Raw genomic sequence first — 18,714 nt, forward strand, 5'->3', positions numbered from 1 at the left:
AAAGCGAAGTTTTCTTCGCGATTACCGGCTTCTATTTCAGCGAGAGCGCCCATGCACCTCAAATCGATCCGCCAGTTCGTTGTCCTGCTGGCCGGCCCCTGCCTGTTGGCCGTGGTCGTGGCCCTGGTCCTCTACGGCCTGTTCTCCTCGGCGCGTACCCAGCAGACCGTCGAGGCCCATACCCGAGAGCTGCTCGAGGGAGCGATCGACGAACGCCTGGCGGTACTGGCCGATGCCGAGGCCGGACGCATTCAGCGTGAACTCGAGCATGCGCTGACGCTGGCGACTCAGTTGGCCGACACCAATGCGCTGATGGGGCAGCAGGATGCCAGCGGCCGCCGCTCCCTCTCGCTGAGCCGTCGCGAACTCTCCAACCTGGTGCGCCAGACCGTCGTCGAGAACCCATCGCTGCTGGATGCCTTCATCGGCTGGGAGCCCGACGCCTTCGGCCGCGACGCGCTGTATGCCGACCTTGGCGAAAGCGATGGCTACGATGGCAGCGGCCGCTTCATGCCCTGGTGGTATCGTAGCGGCGACGGTGAGGTCGAGGTGCTGCCGCTGGGTGGGACCATGGAGAGCACCGCGGTGCTCGCCAGCGGCGTACGTGAAGGCGAGTACTATCTCTGCCCGCGCGAGACCCTGGCCCCCTGCATCATCGACCCGGCGCCCTACGAGTATGGCGACGAGACGCTGCTGGTCACGTCGTTCAATGTGCCGATTCTGGTCGACGGCGAGTTTCGCGGCGTTGCCGGGGTCGACCTGGCGCTCGACTTCATCCAGGCGCTGCTGCTCGAGGCCAATCAGTCGCTCTACGGTGGGGCGGGCGAGATGGCGCTGATCGCGGGGCGCGGCGGCCTGGTGGCGCATACCGCCGATGCCGAGCGGCTCGGCGCAGCGGCGAGCGAGGCATTCGATGGCGATGTGCTCGCCGCCATCGAGCAGGCGCGCACGGAGGGTGTGAGCGTGAGTCTGGTGCGCGAGGGCCTGCTCGAACGCTACCAGCCTTTCACTATCGGCGATAGCGACGCGCCCTGGACGCTGCTGATCCGCCTGCCCGAGGAGGCCGTCATGGCAGAGCTTGCGACCCTGCAGGAGGTGCTGGGTGAGCAGCGTCGCGCCGATACCCTGGGCATGGCGCTGGTCGGCCTGTTACTGGCGGCGCTGGGACTCGCCGCGCTGTGGTGGGTCGGCACCCGGGTCTCGCGGCCGCTGCGGTTGCTGGCCGAGCGCATGCGTGAGATCGCCAGTGGCGATGGCGATCTGACCCAGCGACTGCCGGTGCGTGGGCGCGACGAGAGTGCCGAACTCGCCACCCAGTTCAACGCCTTCGTCGACAAGATCCACGACGTGCTGCTCGACGTGCGTGACAGCAGCGAGTCGGTGCGCGTGGCGGCCAGCGAAATCGCCAGCGGCGGCGAGGACCTGTCACGGCGCACCGAGCAGGCCGCCGCCAGCCTGCAGCAGACCTCGGCCTCGATGGAGGAGATCTCCGCCACCGTCGAACACACCTCGACGTCCTCGCGCGAGGCCAACGGCCTGTCGAAAACGGCCTCCGAGGTCGCTCAGCGTTCGGGGGAGACGGTCGGCCAAGTGGTGGATACCATGGACGAGATCAGCCGCTCGTCGGAGCAGATCGGCGAAATCGTCAAGGTCATCGACGGCATCGCCTTCCAGACCAACCTGCTGGCGCTCAATGCCTCGGTCGAGGCTGCACGGGCCGGCGAGCATGGCCGCGGCTTTGCCGTGGTGGCCGGTGAGGTTCGCCAGCTCGCCACGCGCAGCGCCGAGGCCTCGCGTGACATCCGCGCACTGATCGATGCCTCGACCCAGCGTGTCGCCAACGGCGCCGAGCTGGTGGGTCGCGCCGGCGAGAGCATGCACGAACTGGTGGCCAGCGTGAACCGGGTGGCGCATATGCTCGGTGAGATCAGCATGGCCGCCGCCGAGCAGAGCGATGGCATCGGCCAGGTCAGTGTGGCGGTGGCCGACCTCGACCGCATGACCCAGCAGAACGCGGCGCTGGTGGAGGAATCGACCACCGCCGCCGAGCAGCTCAGCGAGCAGGCCGATCGCCTGGCCAGGGTCGTGGGCGGCTTTCGCTTGAGCGAACGCCGCTAGCGGCGACAAGGGCGTCAGGATACCGGCGGCAGGTCGATCTCGTCGCTGCGCCTGACGCCTTCGGTCATTTGCCGACACAGGCGCAAGAACTCGCGCATGCCGGTGGCCAGGTACTTGTGACGGTGCCAGATGAAGGCGAACTGACGGCTCAGGTCGAGCTCCGGCGTGGCAATCGGCACCAGGCTGCCGCGGCGGAAGGCGTCGCGCAGCGCCAGCTTCGACACGCAACCGATGCCGAGCCCCGACTCCACCGCCCGCTTGATGCCCTCGGTATGTTCCAGCTCAAGTAGGGTGTTGAAGCGTCCGCGTCGGTGACGCGCGGCCTGTTCCAGCGTCATGCGCGTGCCCGAGCCCTGCTCGCGCATGATCCACGCCTCACGCAGCAGGCGGTCGAGCTCCACCGGTCCCTGTCCTGCCAGCGGATGGCGCGGCGAACAGAACACCGACAGCTCGTCCTCCACCCAGGGCTGGGTAATGACGTCCTCCTCCTCGCAGTGCCCCTCGATGAGCCCCAGATCGAGCTCGTGCTGGCGCACGCGGTCGACGATTTCCCGCGTGTTGCGCACTGCAAGCCGCACTCGGCTGCCCGGGTGACGCTGCATGAAGTCGCTGATCAGCAGCGTCGCCAAGTAATTGCCGATGGTCAGAGTGGCGCCCACGTCGAGCGAGCCGATGCCCTGCTGGCCGTGCAGGATCTCCTCGATTTCGTCAGCACGGTCGAGCAGTGCCACCGCCTTGGGCAGCAGCTGGAAGCCTAGTGCATTGAGCCGCAGCCGCTTGCCGACGCGGTCGAGCAGCTGGCAGTCGAACTGGCGCTCGAGTTCGGCCAGGGCGGTGCTGGTGGCCGACTGCGATAGGGAGAGGGCGCGCGCGGCACGCGAGACGCTCTCGTGCTGGGCGACGGCGACGAAGACCTCGAGCTGGCGCAGGGTGAAGTGCATGAATAAGCCTGGCGTTGATCTATATCAGTGGTCTGGATAAAGGTTATCCATACAATCCAATTAACAGATAAACCTTGCGCTCTTATAATGCAAGCAAATCGATTTGCCCTTTGAGTTATTCGAAATTGGAATAGAAAGGAGCCGGCATGAGCAAGTTTTCGTTGGAAGAGGTGCTTAGCGTCCATCACTGGAACGACACCCTGTTCAGCTTCCGCACCACCCGCGAGCGCAGTCTGCGCTTCAAGAACGGTCAGTTCGTGATGATCGGTCTGGAAGTGAATGGCAAGCCGCTGATGCGTGCCTACTCCATCGCCAGCCCCAACTACGAGGACCACCTTGAGTTCTTTAGCATCAAGGTACCCGACGGCCCGCTGACCTCGCGCCTGCAGCACCTCAAGGTGGGCGACCAGATCATGGTCAGCCGCAAGCCCACCGGCACCCTGGTCACCGACGATCTGCTGCCGGGGCGCAACCTCTACTTCCTTTCCACCGGCACCGGCCTGGCGCCGTTCATGAGCCTGATCCAGGATCCGGAAGTGTACGAGCGCTTCGAGAAGGTGATTCTGGTGCACGGCGTACGCAGCGTCAGCGAACTGGCCTATGCCGACTTCATCCAGCAGGAGCTGCCGGCGCATGAGTACCTGGGCGACGAGATCCGCGAGAAGCTGGTCTACTACCCCACCGTGACCCGCGAAGAGTTCCACACCATGGGACGCCTCACCGATCATATCCGCAGCGGCAAGCTGTTCGAGGACACCGGCGTAGCACCGATGGACCCCAAGCAGGACCGCGCCATGATCTGCGGCAGCCCGGCGATGCTCGACGAGACCAGCGCACTGCTCGACGATCTGGGCTTCAACATCTCGCCGCGTATGGGCGAGCCGGGGGATTACGTGATCGAGCGCGCCTTCGTCGAGAAGTAAAAAAGGACGCTCGCTCACGTTTCGGGCGCTCAAGACGTTTCGGCGCTTGCCGACGCTTCAAAAAACCCACGGCCTCGCGGTCGTGGGTTTTTTGCTTGCTGGCTTCCCAGTTGTTACACCGCGTCCTTGCCGGTTTCGCCGGTGCGGATGCGAATGACCTGCTCCAGCAGGGTGATGAAGATCTTGCCGTCGCCGATCTTGCTGAATGTGTAGGCGCGACCTGGGTCTAGGGTCTATACGGCGTCCTTGCCGGTTTCGCCGGTGCGGATGCGAATGACCTGCTCCAGCGGGGTGATGAAGATCTTGCCGTCGCCGATCTTGCCGGTATTGGCGACCTGGGTGATGGCGTCGATCACCTGCTCGACGAGGTCGTCGTCGATGGCGATCTCGACCTTAACCTTGGGCAGGAAGTCGACCACGTACTCGGCGCCGCGGTAGAGCTCGGTGTGGCCTTTCTGGCGGCCGAAGCCCTTCACCTCGGTGACGGTGATGCCCTGGACGCCGATCTCCGAAAGCGACTCGCGAACGTCGTCGAGCTTGAACGGCTTGATGATGGCGGTCACCAGTTTCATGGTCTGTTTCCTCATGGTCGGGCAGAGTCCGCAGGTCGGACCCGGTTGATACGGTAGCAGTTGGCTCCAAGCATACACCGCCGCTGGCAGGAAGAAAAAAGGCTCCCCGCAGGGAGCCTTGTGCCAAGATTGTCGCGCTTACTCGGCGTGGGGCTGGCCGAGCGGCGCACCGACGCCGTAGCCGCCGGACTGCGGGCGGCCGCCGCTGCCGCCGTAGACCCGGGCGACGCTGAACTCGGGATAGGCTTCCATGCCGCATTCGGCCAGATCGACCCCCTCGTACTCCTCCTCGTCACTGACGCGAACGCCCATGATCGCCTTGATGATCAGCCACACGGCCAGGCTGGCGGCGAAGACCCAGGCGAAGATGGCAATCGCACCGATGATCTGAGCGCCAAAGGTGGCGTCGCCGTTGGACAGCGGCACTGCCAGCAGGCCCCAGATGCCGACCACGCCGTGCACCGAGATGGCGCCGACCGGATCGTCGATCTTCAGCTTGTCCAGCATCACGATGGCAGCCACCACGATGATCCCGCCCACGGCGCCGATCAGCGTGGCGCCCAGCGCCGAGGGCGTCAGCGGGCCGGCGGTGATCGCCACCAGGCCGGCCAGGGCGCCGTTCAACGCCATGGTCAGGTCGGCCTTGCGGAACCACAGCTTGGCCAGGATCAGTGCGGCGATGACCCCCCCAGCCGCAGCGGCGTTGGTGTTGACCAGTACCTGAGCCACATTGTTGGCCGAGGCCACGTCGGAGAGCTTGAGCTCGGAGCCGCCGTTGAAGCCGAACCAGCCCATCCACAGGATGAAGGTACCCACGGTGGCCAGCGGCAGGTTGGCACCGGGAATGGCATGGATGCTGCCGTCCTTGCCGTACTTGCCCTTGCGTGGGCCGAGGATCAGCACACCGGCAAGCGCCGCGGCCGCACCGGCCATGTGCACGATGCCGGAGCCGGCATAGTCGGAGAAGCCCAGCTCGGAGAGCCAGCCGCCACCCCAGGTCCAGTAGCCCGAGACCGGATAGATGACGCCGGTCATGACCACGGCGAAGGCGAGGAAGGCCCACAGCTTCATGCGCTCGGCCACGGCACCCGAGACGATCGACATGGCGGTGGCGACGAATACCACCTGGAAGAAGAAGTCGGCACGCATGGAGTAGTAGGGGGCATCGTCGCCGCCGGCGGTGACCGCGTCCACGCCATTCTCGGCGCCGATCAGTACGCCCAGGTTGGGCAGGATGCCGCCAGCATCGCTCGAATACATGATGGCGTAGCCCACCAGCAGGTACATGGTGCAGGCGATGGCGAACAGGGCGATGTTCTTGGTCAGGATCTCGGCGGTGTTCTTGGCCCGCACCAGTCCGGCCTCGAGCATCGAGAAGCCCGCGGCCATCCACATCACCAGCACGCCGCAGATCAGGAAGTAGAAGGTGTCGAGCGCATAGCTCAACTCGGCAAGTTCACTCATGGGAGTTACTCCATCGCTCTTGTTGCTGCGAGTTGTTGTAGGGGGCGTTACACGGCCTCGGCGCCGCGTTCGCCGGTGCGGATGCGGATCACATCCTCCAGCGGGGTCACGAAGACCTTGCCGTCGCCGATCTTGCCGCTGTTGGCTGCGCTGCAGATGGCATCCAGCACCGATTCCAGACGTGAGTCGTCCACGGCGACCTCGACCTTCACCTTGGGCAGGAAATCGACCACGTATTCGGCGCCGCGGTAGAGCTCTGTGTGACCCTTCTGGCGCCCGAAGCCTTTCACTTCGGTTACGGTGATGCCCTGGACGCCGTTGTCGGCCAGCGCCTCACGAACGTCGTCGAGCTTGAATGGCTTGATGATGGCGGTGATGAGCTTCATCGCGTTTCTCCCTGCTGGAAATAGGGGCGGCGGGGGTCGCCAGCCGGCTGTACCTCTCCCCATGCGCGGAACGTGCCAATCCATTTTTATGTGCGATGAAACATGTAGTTGCCGGTACCTAGTGGCATGTCTTGCGCCGCAATGGCGCAGCCGGTTCTGCGGTCGTGCACCAGAGTGGTGCTGGCTCATGGTGCGCCTGCGTCATGAGAGGGCGAGAGAAGGGAATGCGCGGTGGCGGGGCCTTGCGTATGCTGTAGTCCAACATCAGCAGGCCAACAGGAGGAGCGCACCATGGCGAATCAGGACCCCATCAGCCGACTGGCGCAGCAGCTAGGCGAGCGCCTGCAGGGGGCGGCCCAGGCGCCGGAGGAGTTTCAGAAGGGCGTGCAGCAGGTCGTGCGCGGGGCCTTCGATCGCCTGGAGCTGGTGTCGCGGGAAGATTTCGACATCCTCATGGACGTGATGCAGCGCACGCGGATCCGGGTCGAAGCGCTGGAGCAGCAGGTCGCGGCATTGGAAGAGGCGCTGGCAGCCCGCGACACCCCTGCGCCCCAGGCGAGCCTTACGCCGCCAGAAGGCTTCGACGAAGACCAAGCCGCGGCCGACGAAGCCAAGCGCTGAGCCAGCGTGGAGAGCTCGTTGCGGCACAGTGCTAGTATCTAGCCCTTCTCTAATGGACTGCGAGGGACCGCACGATGCTGGCGATCGTTGCCACACGGGCCGGCCTGGGGCTGGAAGCGCCCGAGGTACAAGTCGAGGTACACCTGGCCAATGGCCTGCCGGGGATGACCCTGGTGGGCCTGCCCGAGGCCGCCGTCAAGGAGAGCCGCGAGCGGGTGCGCAGCGCCCTCACCAATGCCGGCTTCGACTTCCCCAATACCCGCAGGATCGTACTCAACCTGGCGCCCGCCGACCTGCCCAAGGTCGGCGGGCGCTTCGACTTGCCCATCGCGCTGGGCATCCTGATCGCCTCCGGTCAAGTACCCGGCGAGGCGGTCGAGGGTATCGAAAGCGTCGGCGAGCTGGCGCTGGACGGCCGCCTGCGCCCCATCAGCGGGGTGCTGCCTCTGGCGCTGGCCGCACGCAAGGCCGGGCGCAAGCTGATCGTGCCCAGGGAGAACGCCGACGAGGCGGCGCTGGCCGGCGACCTGCAGGTGCTGCCGGCCGAGCACCTGCTCGACGTGATGGCCCATCTGCTGGGGCAGAAGCCGATCGCCGCGCACCGTCTCGAAACGCCGCCCGTCGCCGATACCCGCGAGGGTGATCTGGCCGAGGTGCGCGGCCAGCATCAGGCGCGCCGTGCGCTGGAGATCGCCGCGGCCGGTTCGCACAACCTGCTGTTCGCCGGCCCGCCCGGTACCGGCAAGACCATGCTGGCGAGCCGCCTGCCCGGCATCCTGCCCGAGCTCACCGAGGAGGAGGCCTTGGAAGTCGCCGCCATTCGCTCGGTGTGCGGCCTGCCTCTGGCCGAGCAGTGGGGGCGTAGGCCCTTTCGTGCGCCGCACCATACCGCCAGCGCCGTGGCCCTGGTCGGAGGTGGCTCCTGGCCGCGACCGGGTGAGATCTCGCTGGCTCATCACGGCGTGCTGTTCCTCGACGAGCTGCCCGAGTTCAGCCGCCACGTACTCGAGGTGATGCGTGAACCGATGGAGTCGGGGCGCATTCATATCGCCCGCGCCAACCACGAGCGTAAATTTCCGGCGCGGTTCCAACTCGTCGCGGCGATGAACCCGTGCCCCTGCGGCCACCTCGGCGATCCGCGCCAGGCCTGCCAGTGCACCGCAGCACAGATTCAGCGCTACCAGTCGCGTCTTTCGGGGCCGCTGCTCGACCGCATCGACCTGCAGATCGAAGTGCCGGCGTTGCCACCGGAGCAGCTCACGTCCCGCGAAGTGGGTGAAAGCTCGGCAGAGGTGCGTGCCCGGGTCATGGCGGCACGCGAACGGCAATACGCCCGAGGTGCGCTCAACGCTCACCTGGGCGGGCGCGAGCTGGAAGCGGCCTGCGCCCTGTCGACGGCCGACCGTGCCTGGCTGGCCGGGGTGCTCGAGCGCTTGCGCCTCTCGGCGCGGGCCTACCACCGTGTACTACGTGTGGCGCTGACCCTGGCCGACCTGGCTGGTAAGCCGCATCCGGAGCGTGGCGAGCTGATGGAGGCGATCGGCTATCGGCAGTTGGATCGCCAGCTCCGCCAAGGGTAGGGGCACTACAACGCCGTGGCGTCGAAGGCGCCCTCGATCTCGGTCTGCCACAGCGCGCGCTCCCCGTCGGGGCGATAGAGCGACAGGGTGAGGCGATAGGGCAGCAGGTCGCGATCGGAGAGGCGCAGGCGTGGCGCCGTGGCTTCCAGGCGGCTCTCCATGCGCCACTGGTGATCGCCGCCTTCGCCGCTCATGGCCGGGCGCCAGTCGAGCACCTGAGGGCCGTCGCTGGCGCCCAGCAGGGCGCGGGTGAGGCTTTCCAGGAGGCGCTCGCTGCCGATCTCAAGGCTGTTATCCACCTGTGGCGACACCAGCAGCAGTACCTGCTCCTGGGTAGGCTGCAGGGCGTCCACGTCCAGCACCCTGGCCACGGCGCGGTCGCTCAGGTTCTGCAGTGCTCGGCGAATGGGATCGGGCTCGGGTGGCTGGCTGGCGCAACCGGCGAACAGAGTGAAAAACAGCAGCAGTGCGATAGGTCTCAGCATCGGGAGAAGCGTTCCTGGGCGGCCGGCGCAGGGCCTAGTTCCAATTCGGCAACGAAAGTATCGAGAGCGGTGAACAGGGCGGTGCGAATGGGCTCGGCCTCGTTGACCAGGTGATGTCGCGCTTCCGGGTGGCGATGTATGCGGGCGTTGGGAAACTTGCGCTCCAGTACCGCCAGGTTCCACTCCCAGTCCACCGTGACGTCCTGCTCCCCTTGCAGGATCAGGGTGGGCAGGTCGCAGGGGGGAAGAGCGAGTAGCTGGGGCATCCAGCGGCGCATGGCGCTGACCCAGTTGAGTGAGAGATGGTTCGGCTGCAGCGGATCATGTTCGCGCAGGAAGGCGGCAAACTCGGCATCGGTGGAGTTGGCGCGGAACTTGCGTGGCACGCTCTGTACGAAAGGCCCCACCAGGGTGTGCAGCCATCCGGCCTGGGGCCAGCCGAAGGGGCGCACCAGAGGAGCGAGCAGCGCCAGGCCCGACCAATGACCTTCGCCGGGACGGCTCAAGGCATCGGTGGCGAGAATGGCGGCGCCGGTACTCTGGCCGATACCGAGCCACGGGCGAGGGGCGAGCCCCCCGGCGTCCAGCTGCTCCTGCAGGGCATGCAGGCATTCGCCGTAGTGGGCGAAGTCATCGATGCAGGCACGCTTGCCGCTGGACAGACCATGCCCCGGTAGATCCCACAGCACCACCCGCCAACGGCGCGTCAGCAGCCGCTCCAGCAGATGCCGGTAGAGCCCGAGATGATCGTAGTAACCATGCACAACGAATACCGTGCCGATCGGCGCTGCTGGGCTCCACACCTGCGTCCATAGCTGGTAGCGCTGGGCATCCACGTAACCCACATAAAGCCCGACCTGCTCGGAGAGCAGCGGGGCGAGACCGTAGTGGCTCAGATAACCGGTCAGCGAAGGCTCTCCATCGGCCCGGAAGGGGGCAATCGGCCCCAACGCCTGCAGAGGGGTGAAGTCGGTCATGGCGTTCTCCAGCGAATCAAGACATTGTCCCCTCGAATCCTTTCGTCTACAGCGGCACGGAGCGTGCAGCAAGTTTATCTACCGACCATGCTGTGGGTGAGCTATCACCGTGATACGCCACATTTTTTTGACCGTTTGGTCAAAAAATCGGGTCTTAACCCTATGTCTAGTAGGGTAGCCCTTCCTTCGGGTTTACATGTGGAACAGTTTTCCACAGAATTGGCGCCTTCGCAGTGGTATCACCCCACGAATTGCGGCTGGCCGAGCGCACGACATCGGCCGCCACGCAGGAGGAGACTTTTCCATGTCCGAACGCGTCACACGCCATCGTCTCCAGGTGGCCGCTGAACTGGACCGCTTCATCAACGACCGGGCTCTCCCCGGCACCGGTCTCGATGCCGAGAGCTTCTGGGCCGGGGTCGATGCCATCTTTCATGATCTGACACCAAAAAACCGGGAATTGCTCGCCGAGCGCGAGCGCCTGCAGGAGCAGTTGGATACCTGGCACCGGCAGAACCCCGGCCCGGTGCGCGACATGAGCGTCTACCGCGCTTTCCTCGAAGAGATCGGGTACCTGGTGGAGACGCCCTCCCAGGTGACGGTTTCCACCGCTAACGTGGATCGCGAGATCGCCGTTCAGGCCGGCCCGCAGCTGGTGGTACCGGTAAGCAACGCCCGCTACGCGCTCAACGCCGCCAATGCCCGTTGGGGCAGCCTCTACGACGCGCTCTACGGCACCGATGCCATCTCCGAGGAAGATGGTGCCGAGAAGGGCGCAAGTTTCAACCCCAAGCGCGGCGAGAAAGTCATCTCTTACGCCCGCGGCGTGCTCGACCTGGCCGCCCCGTTGGCCAACGGCAGCCATCGTGACGCGGTCAAGTATGCGTTGCGCGACGGCCAACTGGTGGTGACCCTCGAAGGGGACCGCGAGACCGGGCTGAAGGAGCCGGGCAAGCTGATCGGCTATCGCGGCGATGCCGCCAGCCCCGAGGCGATCCTGCTCGCCAATCACGATCTGCACCTGGAGATTCAGATCGACCCCAGCCATCCGATCGGCAAGACTGATCCGGCCGGCGTCAAGGACCTGCTGGTCGAGGCCGCACTGACTGCCATCATGGATTGCGAGGACTCCGTGGCGGCGGTTGATGCCGAGGACAAGGTCGGCGTCTACGCCAACTGGCTGGGGCTGATGAAGGGCGACCTGGAGGAGGCGATCGAGAAGGGCGGCAAGACCTTCACGCGACGTCTCAACGACGATCGCCGCTACACCACGCCGGACGGCGGCAGCCTCACGCTACCCGGGCGCTCGCTGATGTTCGTGCGCAACGTCGGCCACCTGATGACCACTCCGGCGGTGCTCGACGCCGACGGCAACGAGCTGCCCGAAGGCATTCTCGACGGCATCGTTACCAGCCTGCTGGCCATGCACGATCTCAAGAAGCGCGAGGACGATCCGCGCAACTCGCGCCAGGGCTCGGTCTACATCGTCAAGCCGAAGATGCACGGTCCCAAGGAAGTCGCCTTCTCCAACGAGCTGTTTGGCCGCATCGAGGACCTGCTGGGCCTGGCCCGCGACACGCTGAAGATGGGCATCATGGACGAGGAGCGTCGCACCTCGGTCAACCTCAAGGCGTGTATCGCCGAGGCCACCTCCCGCGTGGTGTTCATCAACACCGGCTTCCTCGACCGCACCGGCGACGAGATGCACACCGCCATGGAAGCGGGCCCGATGATCCGCAAGGGCGACATGAAGAACGCCGCCTGGATCGGGGCCTACGAGCGCAGCAACGTGCTGGTCGGCCTGGCCTGTGGCCTGCGTGGCCGGGCTCAGATCGGCAAGGGCATGTGGGCCATGCCTGACCTGATGGCCGCCATGCTGGAGCAGAAGGTCGGTCACCCCAAGGCCGGTGCCAACACCGCCTGGGTGCCGTCGCCGACGGCCGCTACGCTGCACGCACTGCACTACCACCAGATCGACGTCGCCGAAATCCAGCGCGAACTGGAAGCCCAGGGCGAACCTGCCCTGCTTGAAGAGCTGCTCGACAACCTGCTCACCGTGCCGGTGGCCGAGAAGGCCGGCTGGTCCGACGAAGAGATTCAGCAGGAGCTCGACAACAACTGCCAGGGTATCCTCGGCTACGTGGTGCGCTGGGTCGAGCACGGCGTGGGCTGCTCCAAGGTACCTGACATCCATGACGTGGGCCTGATGGAGGATCGAGCCACGCTGCGCATCTCCAGCCAGCACATCGCCAACTGGCTACACCATGGCGTGGTCGATGCAGAGCGCGTGAAGAAGACCCTGGAGCGCATGGCCAAGGTGGTCGACGAGCAGAACGCCGGCGATCCGGCCTACACGCCGATGTCGGCCGATTATGCCGGCTCAAGCGCCTTCCAGGCGGCCAGCGACCTGATCTTCAAGGGCCGCGTACAGCCCTCCGGCTACACCGAGCCGCTGCTGCACCACTGGCGCGCCGTGCACAAGGCAAAGTGACATGGGGCACCGGAGACTGAGCCACCAGCCGGGCTGGCTTCGGCCGTCCTGATTGAGGCCAGTATCATGAAGCGCCCCGGGTACCCGCCCGGGGCGCTTTGGGTTATGTTGAGCTGCGTTGCCTTTTCGGCAGCCACCCCAGCCAACTCACCAGGAGCCTGCCGATGACCGTGATGACCGCCGCTGCCATCGAGGACTTTCTCGACGAGGTGTTTCCCCAGCGTATCGGGACCATCGAGGCCGTCGACGACATGCGGGCGACCATGAGTCTGGCCATCGAGGATGAGCACCTGCGACCGGGTTCAAGCGTCTCCGGGCCCACCCTGATGGGTCTGGCCGATGTCTGCCTCTACGTGGCCATTCTCGGTCAGATCGGCCCCGAGCCCATGGCGGTCACCAGCGATCTGCACTGCCGTTTCCTGCGCCGCCCGCGCGGCGACCGCGATATCATCGCCACGGCGCGTCTGCTCAAGCTGGGACGCCGCTTGGCGGTAGGTGAAGTGCAGCTGTTCTCGGCTGGTGACGAGCGCCCGGTGGCGCTGGTTACCGCCACTTATGTCATTCCCGACTCCGACTGATCGTAGCGGGCCCGCAGCGCACAGAGGGCAAGCGCCAGCCAGCCGGCGATCATCAGCACGCCGCCGAACGGCGTTACCATGCCCAGGCCGCCGAGTCCGCTGAAAGCCATGGCATAGAGAGAGCCGGAGAACAGCAGCATTCCCGTTGTCCAAAGCCCCAATACCAGATACTGACCGTGCATCGGTCGCGACGCACGCCAGGCCAATACACCAAGCATCGCCAGGGTGTGCCAGGCCTGGTAGCGCACGCCGGTCTCGAAGGCGCCGAACAGGCGCTCGGGCAATGCCCCCTGCAGAGCATGGGCAGCGAACGCGCCGGCCATGACCGTCACGGCACCCGAGAGCGCCGCCAGGCACCACCAACCGCGGTCATGCATCGTGTCTCCTCCTGCGGATAAGGCATTGCCGCCTACCGTACCGCGGGGAGCGCTAAGGGGCTACAATATCGGCCCGCGACACTCGTCAACGTGGAGAGCACGCCATGCAGATTCAGCTAAACGGTGAGGCCCGAGACCTTGCCCCCGGTCTCACGCTGGCGCAGTTGATCGACAGCCTTGGTCTGAGCGGGCGGCGTATCGCCGTCGAGCGCAACGAGGAGATCGTGCCGAAGAGCGAGCACGAGACCACGTCCTTGACCGACGGCGACCGTATCGAGATCGTGCATGCCATCGGCGGCGGCTAGAGGGGACTCCTCTCCCGCCCGTTCCTCCAGATTCCGCTACAGACACAGGCTCATGCGATGACAGATTTCTATCAGGATCAACCGCTGCGGATTGCCGGCCACGCCTTCACCTCCCGCCTGCTGGTCGGTACTGGCAAGTACAAGGACTTCGACGAGACGGCCGATGCCATCGCCGCCTCCGGCGCCGAGGTGGTTACCTTTGCCGTGCGGCGTACCAACCTCGGCCAGGAGGCCGGTCCCAACCTGCTCGACGTGGTGCCGCCGGATCGTTTCACCCTGCTGCCCAACACGGCCGGCTGCTATACTGCCAAGGATGCCGTGCGCACCTGCAAGCTGGCCCGCGAGCTGCTTGATGGCCACAAGCTGGTCAAGCTCGAGGTGCTCGGCGACGACACGACCCTTTACCCCAACGTGGTCGAGACCCTCAAGGCGGCGGAAGAGCTGATCAAAGACGGCTTCGACGTGATGGTCTATACCAGCGACGACCCCATCGTCGCCAAGGAGCTCGAGCGTCTGGGTTGCTGCGCGATCATGCCGTTGGGCTCGCTGATCGGCTCCGGCCATGGCATCCAGAACCCGCACAACATCCGCCTGATAATCGACCAGGCGCAGGTGCCGGTGCTGGTGGATGCCGGGATCGGCACCGCTTCCGATGCCGCTATGGCCATGGAGCTGGGCTGCGACGGCGTGCTGATGAACTCGGCCATTGCCCACGCGCATCAGCCCGTGCTGATGGCCAGCGCCATGAAGAAAGCCGTCGAGGCCGGACGCGAGGCCTTCCTCGCCGGTCGCATGCCGCGTCGTCAGACCGCCGAGCCCTCCTCGCCCTTTGCCGGCCGCATCAACGGCTGAACCCACCGGAGCCACAACGAATCCATGAGTGACCCGCAACGCGATATTGCCACCACCGGCCCGGAAGGATCGGACGCCCCGCTGCATCGTCGCGGCATCAAGAGCTACGTGCTGCGTGCCGGGCGCATGACCCAGGCCCAGACCCGCGGCCTGGACGAGGTCTGGCCGCGGCTGGGCCTGACCCTGGCCAACGGGCGGCAGGACCTCGACGCCCTGTTCGGGCGCCGGGCACCGCGGGTGGTGGAGATCGGCTTTGGGATGGGCGCCTCGCTGATCGAGCAGGCCGAGACCCATCCCGATACCGATTTCATCGGTATCGAGGTGCACGCCCCGGGGGTGGGCAAGCTGCTCGACGAGGCCGACAAGCGTGGCCTGACCAACCTCCGCGTTTATCGCGAGGACGCCCTGGCCGTGCTCGAACAGTGCCTGCCGGAAGCCAGCCTCGACACCCTGCAGCTGTTCTTCCCCGACCCCTGGCCGAAGAAGAAGCACCACAAGCGGCGCATCGTGCAGCCCGCCTTCGTCGAGCTGATTCGCACCCGCTTGAAGCTGGGCGGTAAGTTGCACATGGCCACCGACTGGCAGGCCTATGCCGAGTGGATGGCCGAGGTGATGGCGGCCGCGCCGGGCTACGTCAACTCTGCGACCCCGGAGACGGCACCCTATGTGCCGCGGCCTGCGTTTCGTCCGCTGACCAAGTTCGAGGCGCGCGGCGAGCGTCTCGGTCACGGCGTGTGGGATCTGATCTTCGAACGTAGCGAATAGCCAGGCCGGCGCCGCCGCCGGCCAGCACCATGCCGGCGATGCCTGTCGGGCCGAGACGTTCGCCGAACATTGCCGCGGCCCACAGCAGCGTCACCCCCGGCGTCAGGTGTACCAGCGCCGAGGTCAGCGTGATGCCCAGCCGACGCAGGCTGGCGATGAAGAAGCCGTAGCCGCCCAGGCTCGACAGCACCACCAGCCAGGCGATGGCGGCGAGGAAAGGGGGCTCGCGCGTCGGCGCTGGCAGCTTTCCTCCCCCCGCTGCAAGCGCGGCCAGCAGGAAGATGCCCGCGGCCGCGAGCAACTGGGCCAGCAGCGCCGCCGATAGCGGCATGGCGGGTGCCTGGCGCACGGCCAGTACGCTGCCGAGCGTGACCGAGATCACCGACAGCAGCGGCAGCAGATAGGCCCACCACGGCGCGGCCAGCGGTTGCTGCATGTCGTCGGCCACGCACAGCGTCACGCCCAGGGTGGCGACGAGCATTCCCAGCCAGCCTCGCGGTAGTAGGCGCTCTCCCAGCAGGGGGCCTGCCAGTGCCGCCGCCAGCAGCGGCTGCAGGGCGGTGACGAGCGCCGTGACGCTGGCGCTGACGCCCAGGTCGATGGCCACGATCACGCCCAGCAAGTAGCCGCCCATGGTCAGGCTGCCGACCGCCATCTCACGTCGCATGTCTCTCGCCCTCGGCGCTTCGCCGAGCCGCCATCGGCACCATAGCGCCACCAGCAGGGCGGCGAGCAAAAAGCGCCAGGCAAATAGCGCAAGCACTGGCGTATCCAATGCGCTGGCGAGTCGGCCGCCGACGAAGCCCGAACTCCAGCACACCACGAAGCCGACGGCGATCAATAGCGATAGGGCCTGATGTGGCATTTTCCTACTCCTCGATGAGGGAGCTTGAGCTTGACCGCCATAGAGGCTTCAATGAAGCGATATTTGTTGCAGTCAGGGTTCAATATGGCTGAAGTCAGCTCGACGCTGGATCTCGAACTGCTGCGCAGCTTCCAGGCGGCGGCTCAGCTTGGCTCGCTGGCGGCGGCGGCCGAACAGCGGCACCGTACCGTGAGTGCCATCAGCATGCAGATCAAGCGCCTGGAGTCGCTGCTCGAAGCCCGCCTGCTGGAACGCGGGCCGCGCGGCGTGGTGCCTACCACCACGGGCGAGGCGCTGCTGCAGGAGACGCGCGAATTGCTGCGCATGCATGACGGGATCGTCGCCCGCTATGCCGGGCGCGGCCTGCGAGGCAAGGTACGCTTCGGCCTGCCCGAGGATTACGCCCGCGAGCTGCTCGGCGACGTGTTGCCCGAGTTCACTTCGCGCCACCCCGAGGTGCTGCTGCAGGCAGTGACGGCCACCAGCGGTGAGCTGGCACGCCAGTTGGGGCGCGCGCGGCTGGACCTGGCGGTGGTGTTGGATCGCCCCATCGCGCTGCCAGGAGGCGAGCCGCTGTGGCGCACCAGGCCGGTATGGGCGGCGCCACGCATCGCCAACCTGACCGAGCGGGACAGCCTGCCGCTGGCCCTGCACGAGGTCGATTGCCCCTATCGGGCGTTGGCGACCGAGGCGCTGGAACGGCTCGGCAGGCCCTGGCACGCGGTGTTCACCAGCACCAGCATTCACGCCATCGAGCGGGCGGTAGAACGGGGCCTGGCGATCAGCGTGCTCGACCGCGAACGTCTCACCCCGGCCATGCGCGAACTCGGCGAAGACGAAGGATTGCCCGTGCTGGGGCGCTGCGAAGCGCAGCTGCACTTCGCCCAATCCATCGAGCCTGGATCAAGACCTGCCGCCGAGGCCCTGGCCGAGCTATTGCGTGAACGCCTGCGTGGGCGCGGGCCCTGGCGCGGTGCAGGCTCAGGGTGAGGAGAAGGCGCAGGCAAGACCTTGAATATGAAAAAAGCAGCAATGAGGGGGTGTTCTCTGTACAAGAATGCGCTGCCAGGGGAGGTGCAGGCAAGACCCTGAATTTGTATAAAGCAGCAATGAGGGGGTGTTCTCTGCACAAGAATGCGCTGCCAGGGGAGGTGCAGGCAAGACCCTGAATTTGTATAAAGCAGCAATGAGGGGTGTTCTCTGCACAAGAATGCGCTGCCAGGGGAGGTGCAGGCAAGACCCTGAATTTGTATAAAGCAGCAATGAGGGGATCTATTTTTTGCACAAAAAAAGCGCCTCCAGAGGAGGCGCAGGCAAGACCGTGACTAGCAATGAGGGGGAGAAACCATAGCGGGAAACTGGCGGTTCCCCTAATGGCCGTGGTGCCTCATCAACACCACGCCTTCAATGTAAGCCATTCTCATTATCGATGTCAACACGAATGCGAATGTTTTTTATTTCAGCTTCCGGCCAGGTGTAGCCACAGGGGCAGGGTGGCCATGGCCAGCAGCGTCTGGCCGGTAATGAGGGCGGCCATCAGTTCGGCGTCGCCGCCCAACTGGCGAGACAGGATGTAGGCCGAGGTGGCGGTTGGAAGGGCGGCGAACAGCAGAGCGACGTCGCGGCTAACGGCATCCAGCCCCAACAGAAGCGCCAAGGCGAACACCAGAGCGGGCATCAGTGCCAGCTTGACCAGGTTGGCAGCCCACACACCGCGGTCCACCCGCAGCAGTGCCTGAGGGCGCAGAGCGACACCCACCGCGACCAGACCCAGTGGAAGGGCGGCGCGACCCAGCAGCTCCACTGCGGAGCCGCTCCAGCCGGGTAGGCCGATGCCGGAGAGGTTGAGGCCGATGCCGGCCAGGCAGGCGAGGATCAGCGGGTTGCGCACCAGTGCCGCCAGACTCTTGCCCAGGCTCGAGGGGCCGAGCGTGCCGGCGGCTATGAAGCTGGCGACGCACAGCACATTGACCACCGGCACCATCAGCGCCACGGCCACCGCTGCCACCGTGGCGCCGGCCGACCCATGCAGGGCGGCGGCACCGGCCACGCCGACGTAGGTGTTGAAACGCAGCGCGCCCTGGAATACCGACGTGAAGGCCGCCGCCTCGAGTCCCAGCCGGCGCTGCGAGACCCACAGCAGGACGGAGAACGCGACCAGGCTGCCGAGCAGGGCGAGAGCCAGGCGGACCACCGGCACCTCGTCCACGTTGGCGGTCGCCAGGGTGGCCACCAGCATGGCAGGAAAGAGCAGGAAGTAGATGACCTTCTCGAGCTGCGCCCAGAAGTCACCGTCCGGCTGGCGCAGCCGACCTAGCGCGGCACCGAGCAGTATCAGCAGAAACAGGGGGCCCAGGGCATCGGCGACGCCTTGCATAGCGGTATCCTTCGTGGCGGTTGGCCATTAAATGAGC

The 18,714-nt window shown here is 65.9% G+C and carries 18 protein-coding genes and 1 pseudogene; 10 read left to right on the plus strand and 9 right to left on the minus strand.

All coding sequences use genetic code 11. The features are described from left to right. Nucleotides 1–51 precede the first annotated feature (51 nt). Entirely contained in the window at nt 52–2,118 is a 2,067-nt protein-coding gene (locus KPL81_RS18020) for a methyl-accepting chemotaxis protein (RefSeq protein WP_219793330.1), read from the plus strand. Nucleotides 2,119–2,132: 14 nt separating this feature from the next. Here the strand turns inward: KPL81_RS18020 and KPL81_RS18025 are convergent, their stop codons facing one another. Next, nucleotides 2,133–3,059 carry a LysR family transcriptional regulator gene (locus KPL81_RS18025; protein ID WP_209474753.1) on the minus strand — a complete coding sequence of 309 codons (927 nt, stop codon included), beginning with the start codon at nt 3,057–3,059 and terminating at the stop codon, nt 2,133–2,135. A gap of 146 nt (nt 3,060–3,205) precedes the next feature. On the opposite strand from KPL81_RS18025, the gene KPL81_RS18030 reads away from it, so the two are divergent. Beyond that, the gene (locus KPL81_RS18030; RefSeq protein WP_219793331.1) at nt 3,206–3,982 is read left to right on the plus strand and encodes a ferredoxin--NADP reductase; all 777 of its coding nucleotides are present in this window, start codon (nt 3,206–3,208) and stop codon (nt 3,980–3,982) included. Nucleotides 3,983–4,215: 233 nt separating this feature from the next. On the opposite strand, the gene glnK is transcribed toward KPL81_RS18030, so the two are convergent. The 3 genes from glnK to KPL81_RS18050 form a co-directional block, all read right to left on the minus strand. Further along, nucleotides 4,216–4,554, minus strand: a complete 339-nt coding sequence (gene glnK, locus KPL81_RS18040) for a P-II family nitrogen regulator (protein ID WP_086509163.1) — start codon at nt 4,552–4,554, stop codon at nt 4,216–4,218. A 138-nt stretch (nt 4,555–4,692) separates the two neighbouring features. After that, nucleotides 4,693–6,018 (minus strand): ammonium transporter, encoded by a 1,326-nt coding sequence (locus tag KPL81_RS18045; RefSeq protein ID WP_219793332.1) that lies wholly within the window; start codon nt 6,016–6,018, stop codon nt 4,693–4,695. Nucleotides 6,019–6,065: 47 nt separating this feature from the next. Beyond that, entirely contained in the window at nt 6,066–6,404 is a 339-nt protein-coding gene (locus KPL81_RS18050; RefSeq protein WP_209474746.1) for a P-II family nitrogen regulator, read from the minus strand. 291 nt (nt 6,405–6,695) lie between these two features. Here KPL81_RS18050 and KPL81_RS18055 point away from each other — a divergent pair, with 291 nt between their 5' ends. After that, entirely contained in the window at nt 6,696–7,025 is a 330-nt protein-coding gene (locus KPL81_RS18055) for an accessory factor UbiK family protein (protein ID WP_219793333.1), read from the plus strand. Between the two features lie 74 nt (nt 7,026–7,099). Then, nucleotides 7,100–8,605: a YifB family Mg chelatase-like AAA ATPase gene (locus KPL81_RS18060; RefSeq protein WP_219793334.1), complete on the plus strand. Its 1,506-nt coding sequence runs from the start codon at nt 7,100–7,102 to the stop codon at nt 8,603–8,605. A gap of 5 nt (nt 8,606–8,610) precedes the next feature. Here KPL81_RS18060 and KPL81_RS18065 read toward each other — a convergent pair whose 3' ends face one another. Continuing rightward, the gene (locus KPL81_RS18065; protein ID WP_219793335.1) at nt 8,611–9,090 is read right to left on the minus strand and encodes a hypothetical protein; all 480 of its coding nucleotides are present in this window, start codon (nt 9,088–9,090) and stop codon (nt 8,611–8,613) included. Beyond that, nucleotides 9,084–10,067 (minus strand): alpha/beta hydrolase, encoded by a 984-nt coding sequence (locus tag KPL81_RS18070; RefSeq protein WP_219793336.1) that lies wholly within the window; start codon nt 10,065–10,067, stop codon nt 9,084–9,086. Before KPL81_RS18070 ends, KPL81_RS18065 begins: the two co-directional genes overlap by 7 nt. A 304-nt stretch (nt 10,068–10,371) precedes the next feature. Between KPL81_RS18070 and KPL81_RS18075 the strand changes: the two genes are divergently transcribed. Together KPL81_RS18075 and KPL81_RS18080 are read left to right on the plus strand one after the other, a co-directional pair. Beyond that, nucleotides 10,372–12,558: a malate synthase G gene (locus tag KPL81_RS18075; RefSeq protein WP_219793337.1), complete on the plus strand. Its 2,187-nt coding sequence runs from the start codon at nt 10,372–10,374 to the stop codon at nt 12,556–12,558. 164 nt (nt 12,559–12,722) lie between these two features. Further along, the gene (locus KPL81_RS18080) at nt 12,723–13,136 is read left to right on the plus strand and encodes a PaaI family thioesterase (RefSeq protein ID WP_209474734.1); all 414 of its coding nucleotides are present in this window, start codon (nt 12,723–12,725) and stop codon (nt 13,134–13,136) included. Here the strand turns inward: KPL81_RS18080 and KPL81_RS18085 are convergent. Beyond that, the gene (locus tag KPL81_RS18085; protein WP_219793338.1) at nt 13,112–13,513 is read right to left on the minus strand and encodes a DUF423 domain-containing protein; all 402 of its coding nucleotides are present in this window, start codon (nt 13,511–13,513) and stop codon (nt 13,112–13,114) included. The genes KPL81_RS18080 and KPL81_RS18085 overlap by 25 nt on opposite strands. Nucleotides 13,514–13,617: 104 nt before the next feature. On the opposite strand from KPL81_RS18085, the gene thiS reads away from it, so the two are divergent. From thiS to trmB, 3 genes are read left to right on the plus strand one after another with little or no spacing between them, the layout of a single operon-like run. Continuing rightward, the gene (thiS, locus tag KPL81_RS18090) at nt 13,618–13,818 is read left to right on the plus strand and encodes a sulfur carrier protein ThiS (protein ID WP_209474731.1); all 201 of its coding nucleotides are present in this window, start codon (nt 13,618–13,620) and stop codon (nt 13,816–13,818) included. 57 nt (nt 13,819–13,875) lie between these two features. Beyond that, on the plus strand, nt 13,876–14,670 hold the full coding sequence (locus KPL81_RS18095; protein WP_209474729.1) for a thiazole synthase: 795 nt from the start codon (nt 13,876–13,878) through the stop codon (nt 14,668–14,670). A gap of 24 nt (nt 14,671–14,694) precedes the next feature. After that, the gene (trmB, locus tag KPL81_RS20670) at nt 14,695–15,435 is read left to right on the plus strand and encodes a tRNA (guanosine(46)-N7)-methyltransferase TrmB (protein WP_240549369.1); all 741 of its coding nucleotides are present in this window, start codon (nt 14,695–14,697) and stop codon (nt 15,433–15,435) included. Between the two features lie 10 nt (nt 15,436–15,445). Here the strand turns inward: trmB and KPL81_RS18100 are convergent. Next, nucleotides 15,446–16,300 (minus strand): annotated as a pseudogene (locus KPL81_RS18100) (DMT family transporter); the annotation flags it as partial. 84 nt (nt 16,301–16,384) lie between these two features. On the opposite strand from KPL81_RS18100, the gene KPL81_RS18105 reads away from it, so the two are divergent. Then, nucleotides 16,385–17,290: a LysR substrate-binding domain-containing protein gene (locus KPL81_RS18105; protein WP_219793340.1), complete on the plus strand. Its 906-nt coding sequence runs from the start codon at nt 16,385–16,387 to the stop codon at nt 17,288–17,290. Nucleotides 17,291–17,759: 469 nt separating this feature from the next. Here the strand turns inward: KPL81_RS18105 and KPL81_RS18110 are convergent, their stop codons facing one another. Beyond that, the gene (locus KPL81_RS18110; protein WP_219793341.1) at nt 17,760–18,677 is read right to left on the minus strand and encodes an AEC family transporter; all 918 of its coding nucleotides are present in this window, start codon (nt 18,675–18,677) and stop codon (nt 17,760–17,762) included. Between the last annotated feature and the right edge of the window lie 37 nt (nt 18,678–18,714).

Source organism: Billgrantia antri (genome assembly GCF_019430905.1).
GTDB classification, from domain to species: domain Bacteria; phylum Pseudomonadota; class Gammaproteobacteria; order Pseudomonadales; family Halomonadaceae; genus Halomonas; species Halomonas antri.

Coding starts and splice junctions, on each gene's coding strand:
- KPL81_RS18110 (WP_219793341.1), bottom strand. CDS start 18,677: ATGCAAGGCGTCGCCGATGCCCTGGGCCCCCTGTTTCTGCTGATACTG.
- glnK (WP_086509163.1), bottom strand. CDS start 4,554: ATGAAACTGGTGACCGCCATCATCAAGCCGTTCAAGCTCGACGACGTT.
- KPL81_RS18105 (WP_219793340.1), top strand. CDS start 16,385: ATGGCTGAAGTCAGCTCGACGCTGGATCTCGAACTGCTGCGCAGCTTC.
- KPL81_RS18020 (WP_219793330.1), top strand. CDS start 52: ATGCACCTCAAATCGATCCGCCAGTTCGTTGTCCTGCTGGCCGGCCCC.
- KPL81_RS18050 (WP_209474746.1), bottom strand. CDS start 6,404: ATGAAGCTCATCACCGCCATCATCAAGCCATTCAAGCTCGACGACGTT.
- thiS (WP_209474731.1), top strand. CDS start 13,618: ATGCAGATTCAGCTAAACGGTGAGGCCCGAGACCTTGCCCCCGGTCTC.
- KPL81_RS18025 (WP_209474753.1), bottom strand. CDS start 3,059: ATGCACTTCACCCTGCGCCAGCTCGAGGTCTTCGTCGCCGTCGCCCAG.
- KPL81_RS18075 (WP_219793337.1), top strand. CDS start 10,372: ATGTCCGAACGCGTCACACGCCATCGTCTCCAGGTGGCCGCTGAACTG.
- KPL81_RS18070 (WP_219793336.1), bottom strand. CDS start 10,067: ATGACCGACTTCACCCCTCTGCAGGCGTTGGGGCCGATTGCCCCCTTC.
- KPL81_RS18055 (WP_219793333.1), top strand. CDS start 6,696: ATGGCGAATCAGGACCCCATCAGCCGACTGGCGCAGCAGCTAGGCGAG.
- KPL81_RS18060 (WP_219793334.1), top strand. CDS start 7,100: ATGCTGGCGATCGTTGCCACACGGGCCGGCCTGGGGCTGGAAGCGCCC.
- KPL81_RS18030 (WP_219793331.1), top strand. CDS start 3,206: ATGAGCAAGTTTTCGTTGGAAGAGGTGCTTAGCGTCCATCACTGGAAC.
- KPL81_RS18065 (WP_219793335.1), bottom strand. CDS start 9,090: ATGCTGAGACCTATCGCACTGCTGCTGTTTTTCACTCTGTTCGCCGGT.
- KPL81_RS18095 (WP_209474729.1), top strand. CDS start 13,876: ATGACAGATTTCTATCAGGATCAACCGCTGCGGATTGCCGGCCACGCC.
- KPL81_RS18045 (WP_219793332.1), bottom strand. CDS start 6,018: ATGAGTGAACTTGCCGAGTTGAGCTATGCGCTCGACACCTTCTACTTC.
- KPL81_RS18080 (WP_209474734.1), top strand. CDS start 12,723: ATGACCGTGATGACCGCCGCTGCCATCGAGGACTTTCTCGACGAGGTG.
- trmB (WP_240549369.1), top strand. CDS start 14,695: ATGAGTGACCCGCAACGCGATATTGCCACCACCGGCCCGGAAGGATCG.
- KPL81_RS18085 (WP_219793338.1), bottom strand. CDS start 13,513: ATGCATGACCGCGGTTGGTGGTGCCTGGCGGCGCTCTCGGGTGCCGTG.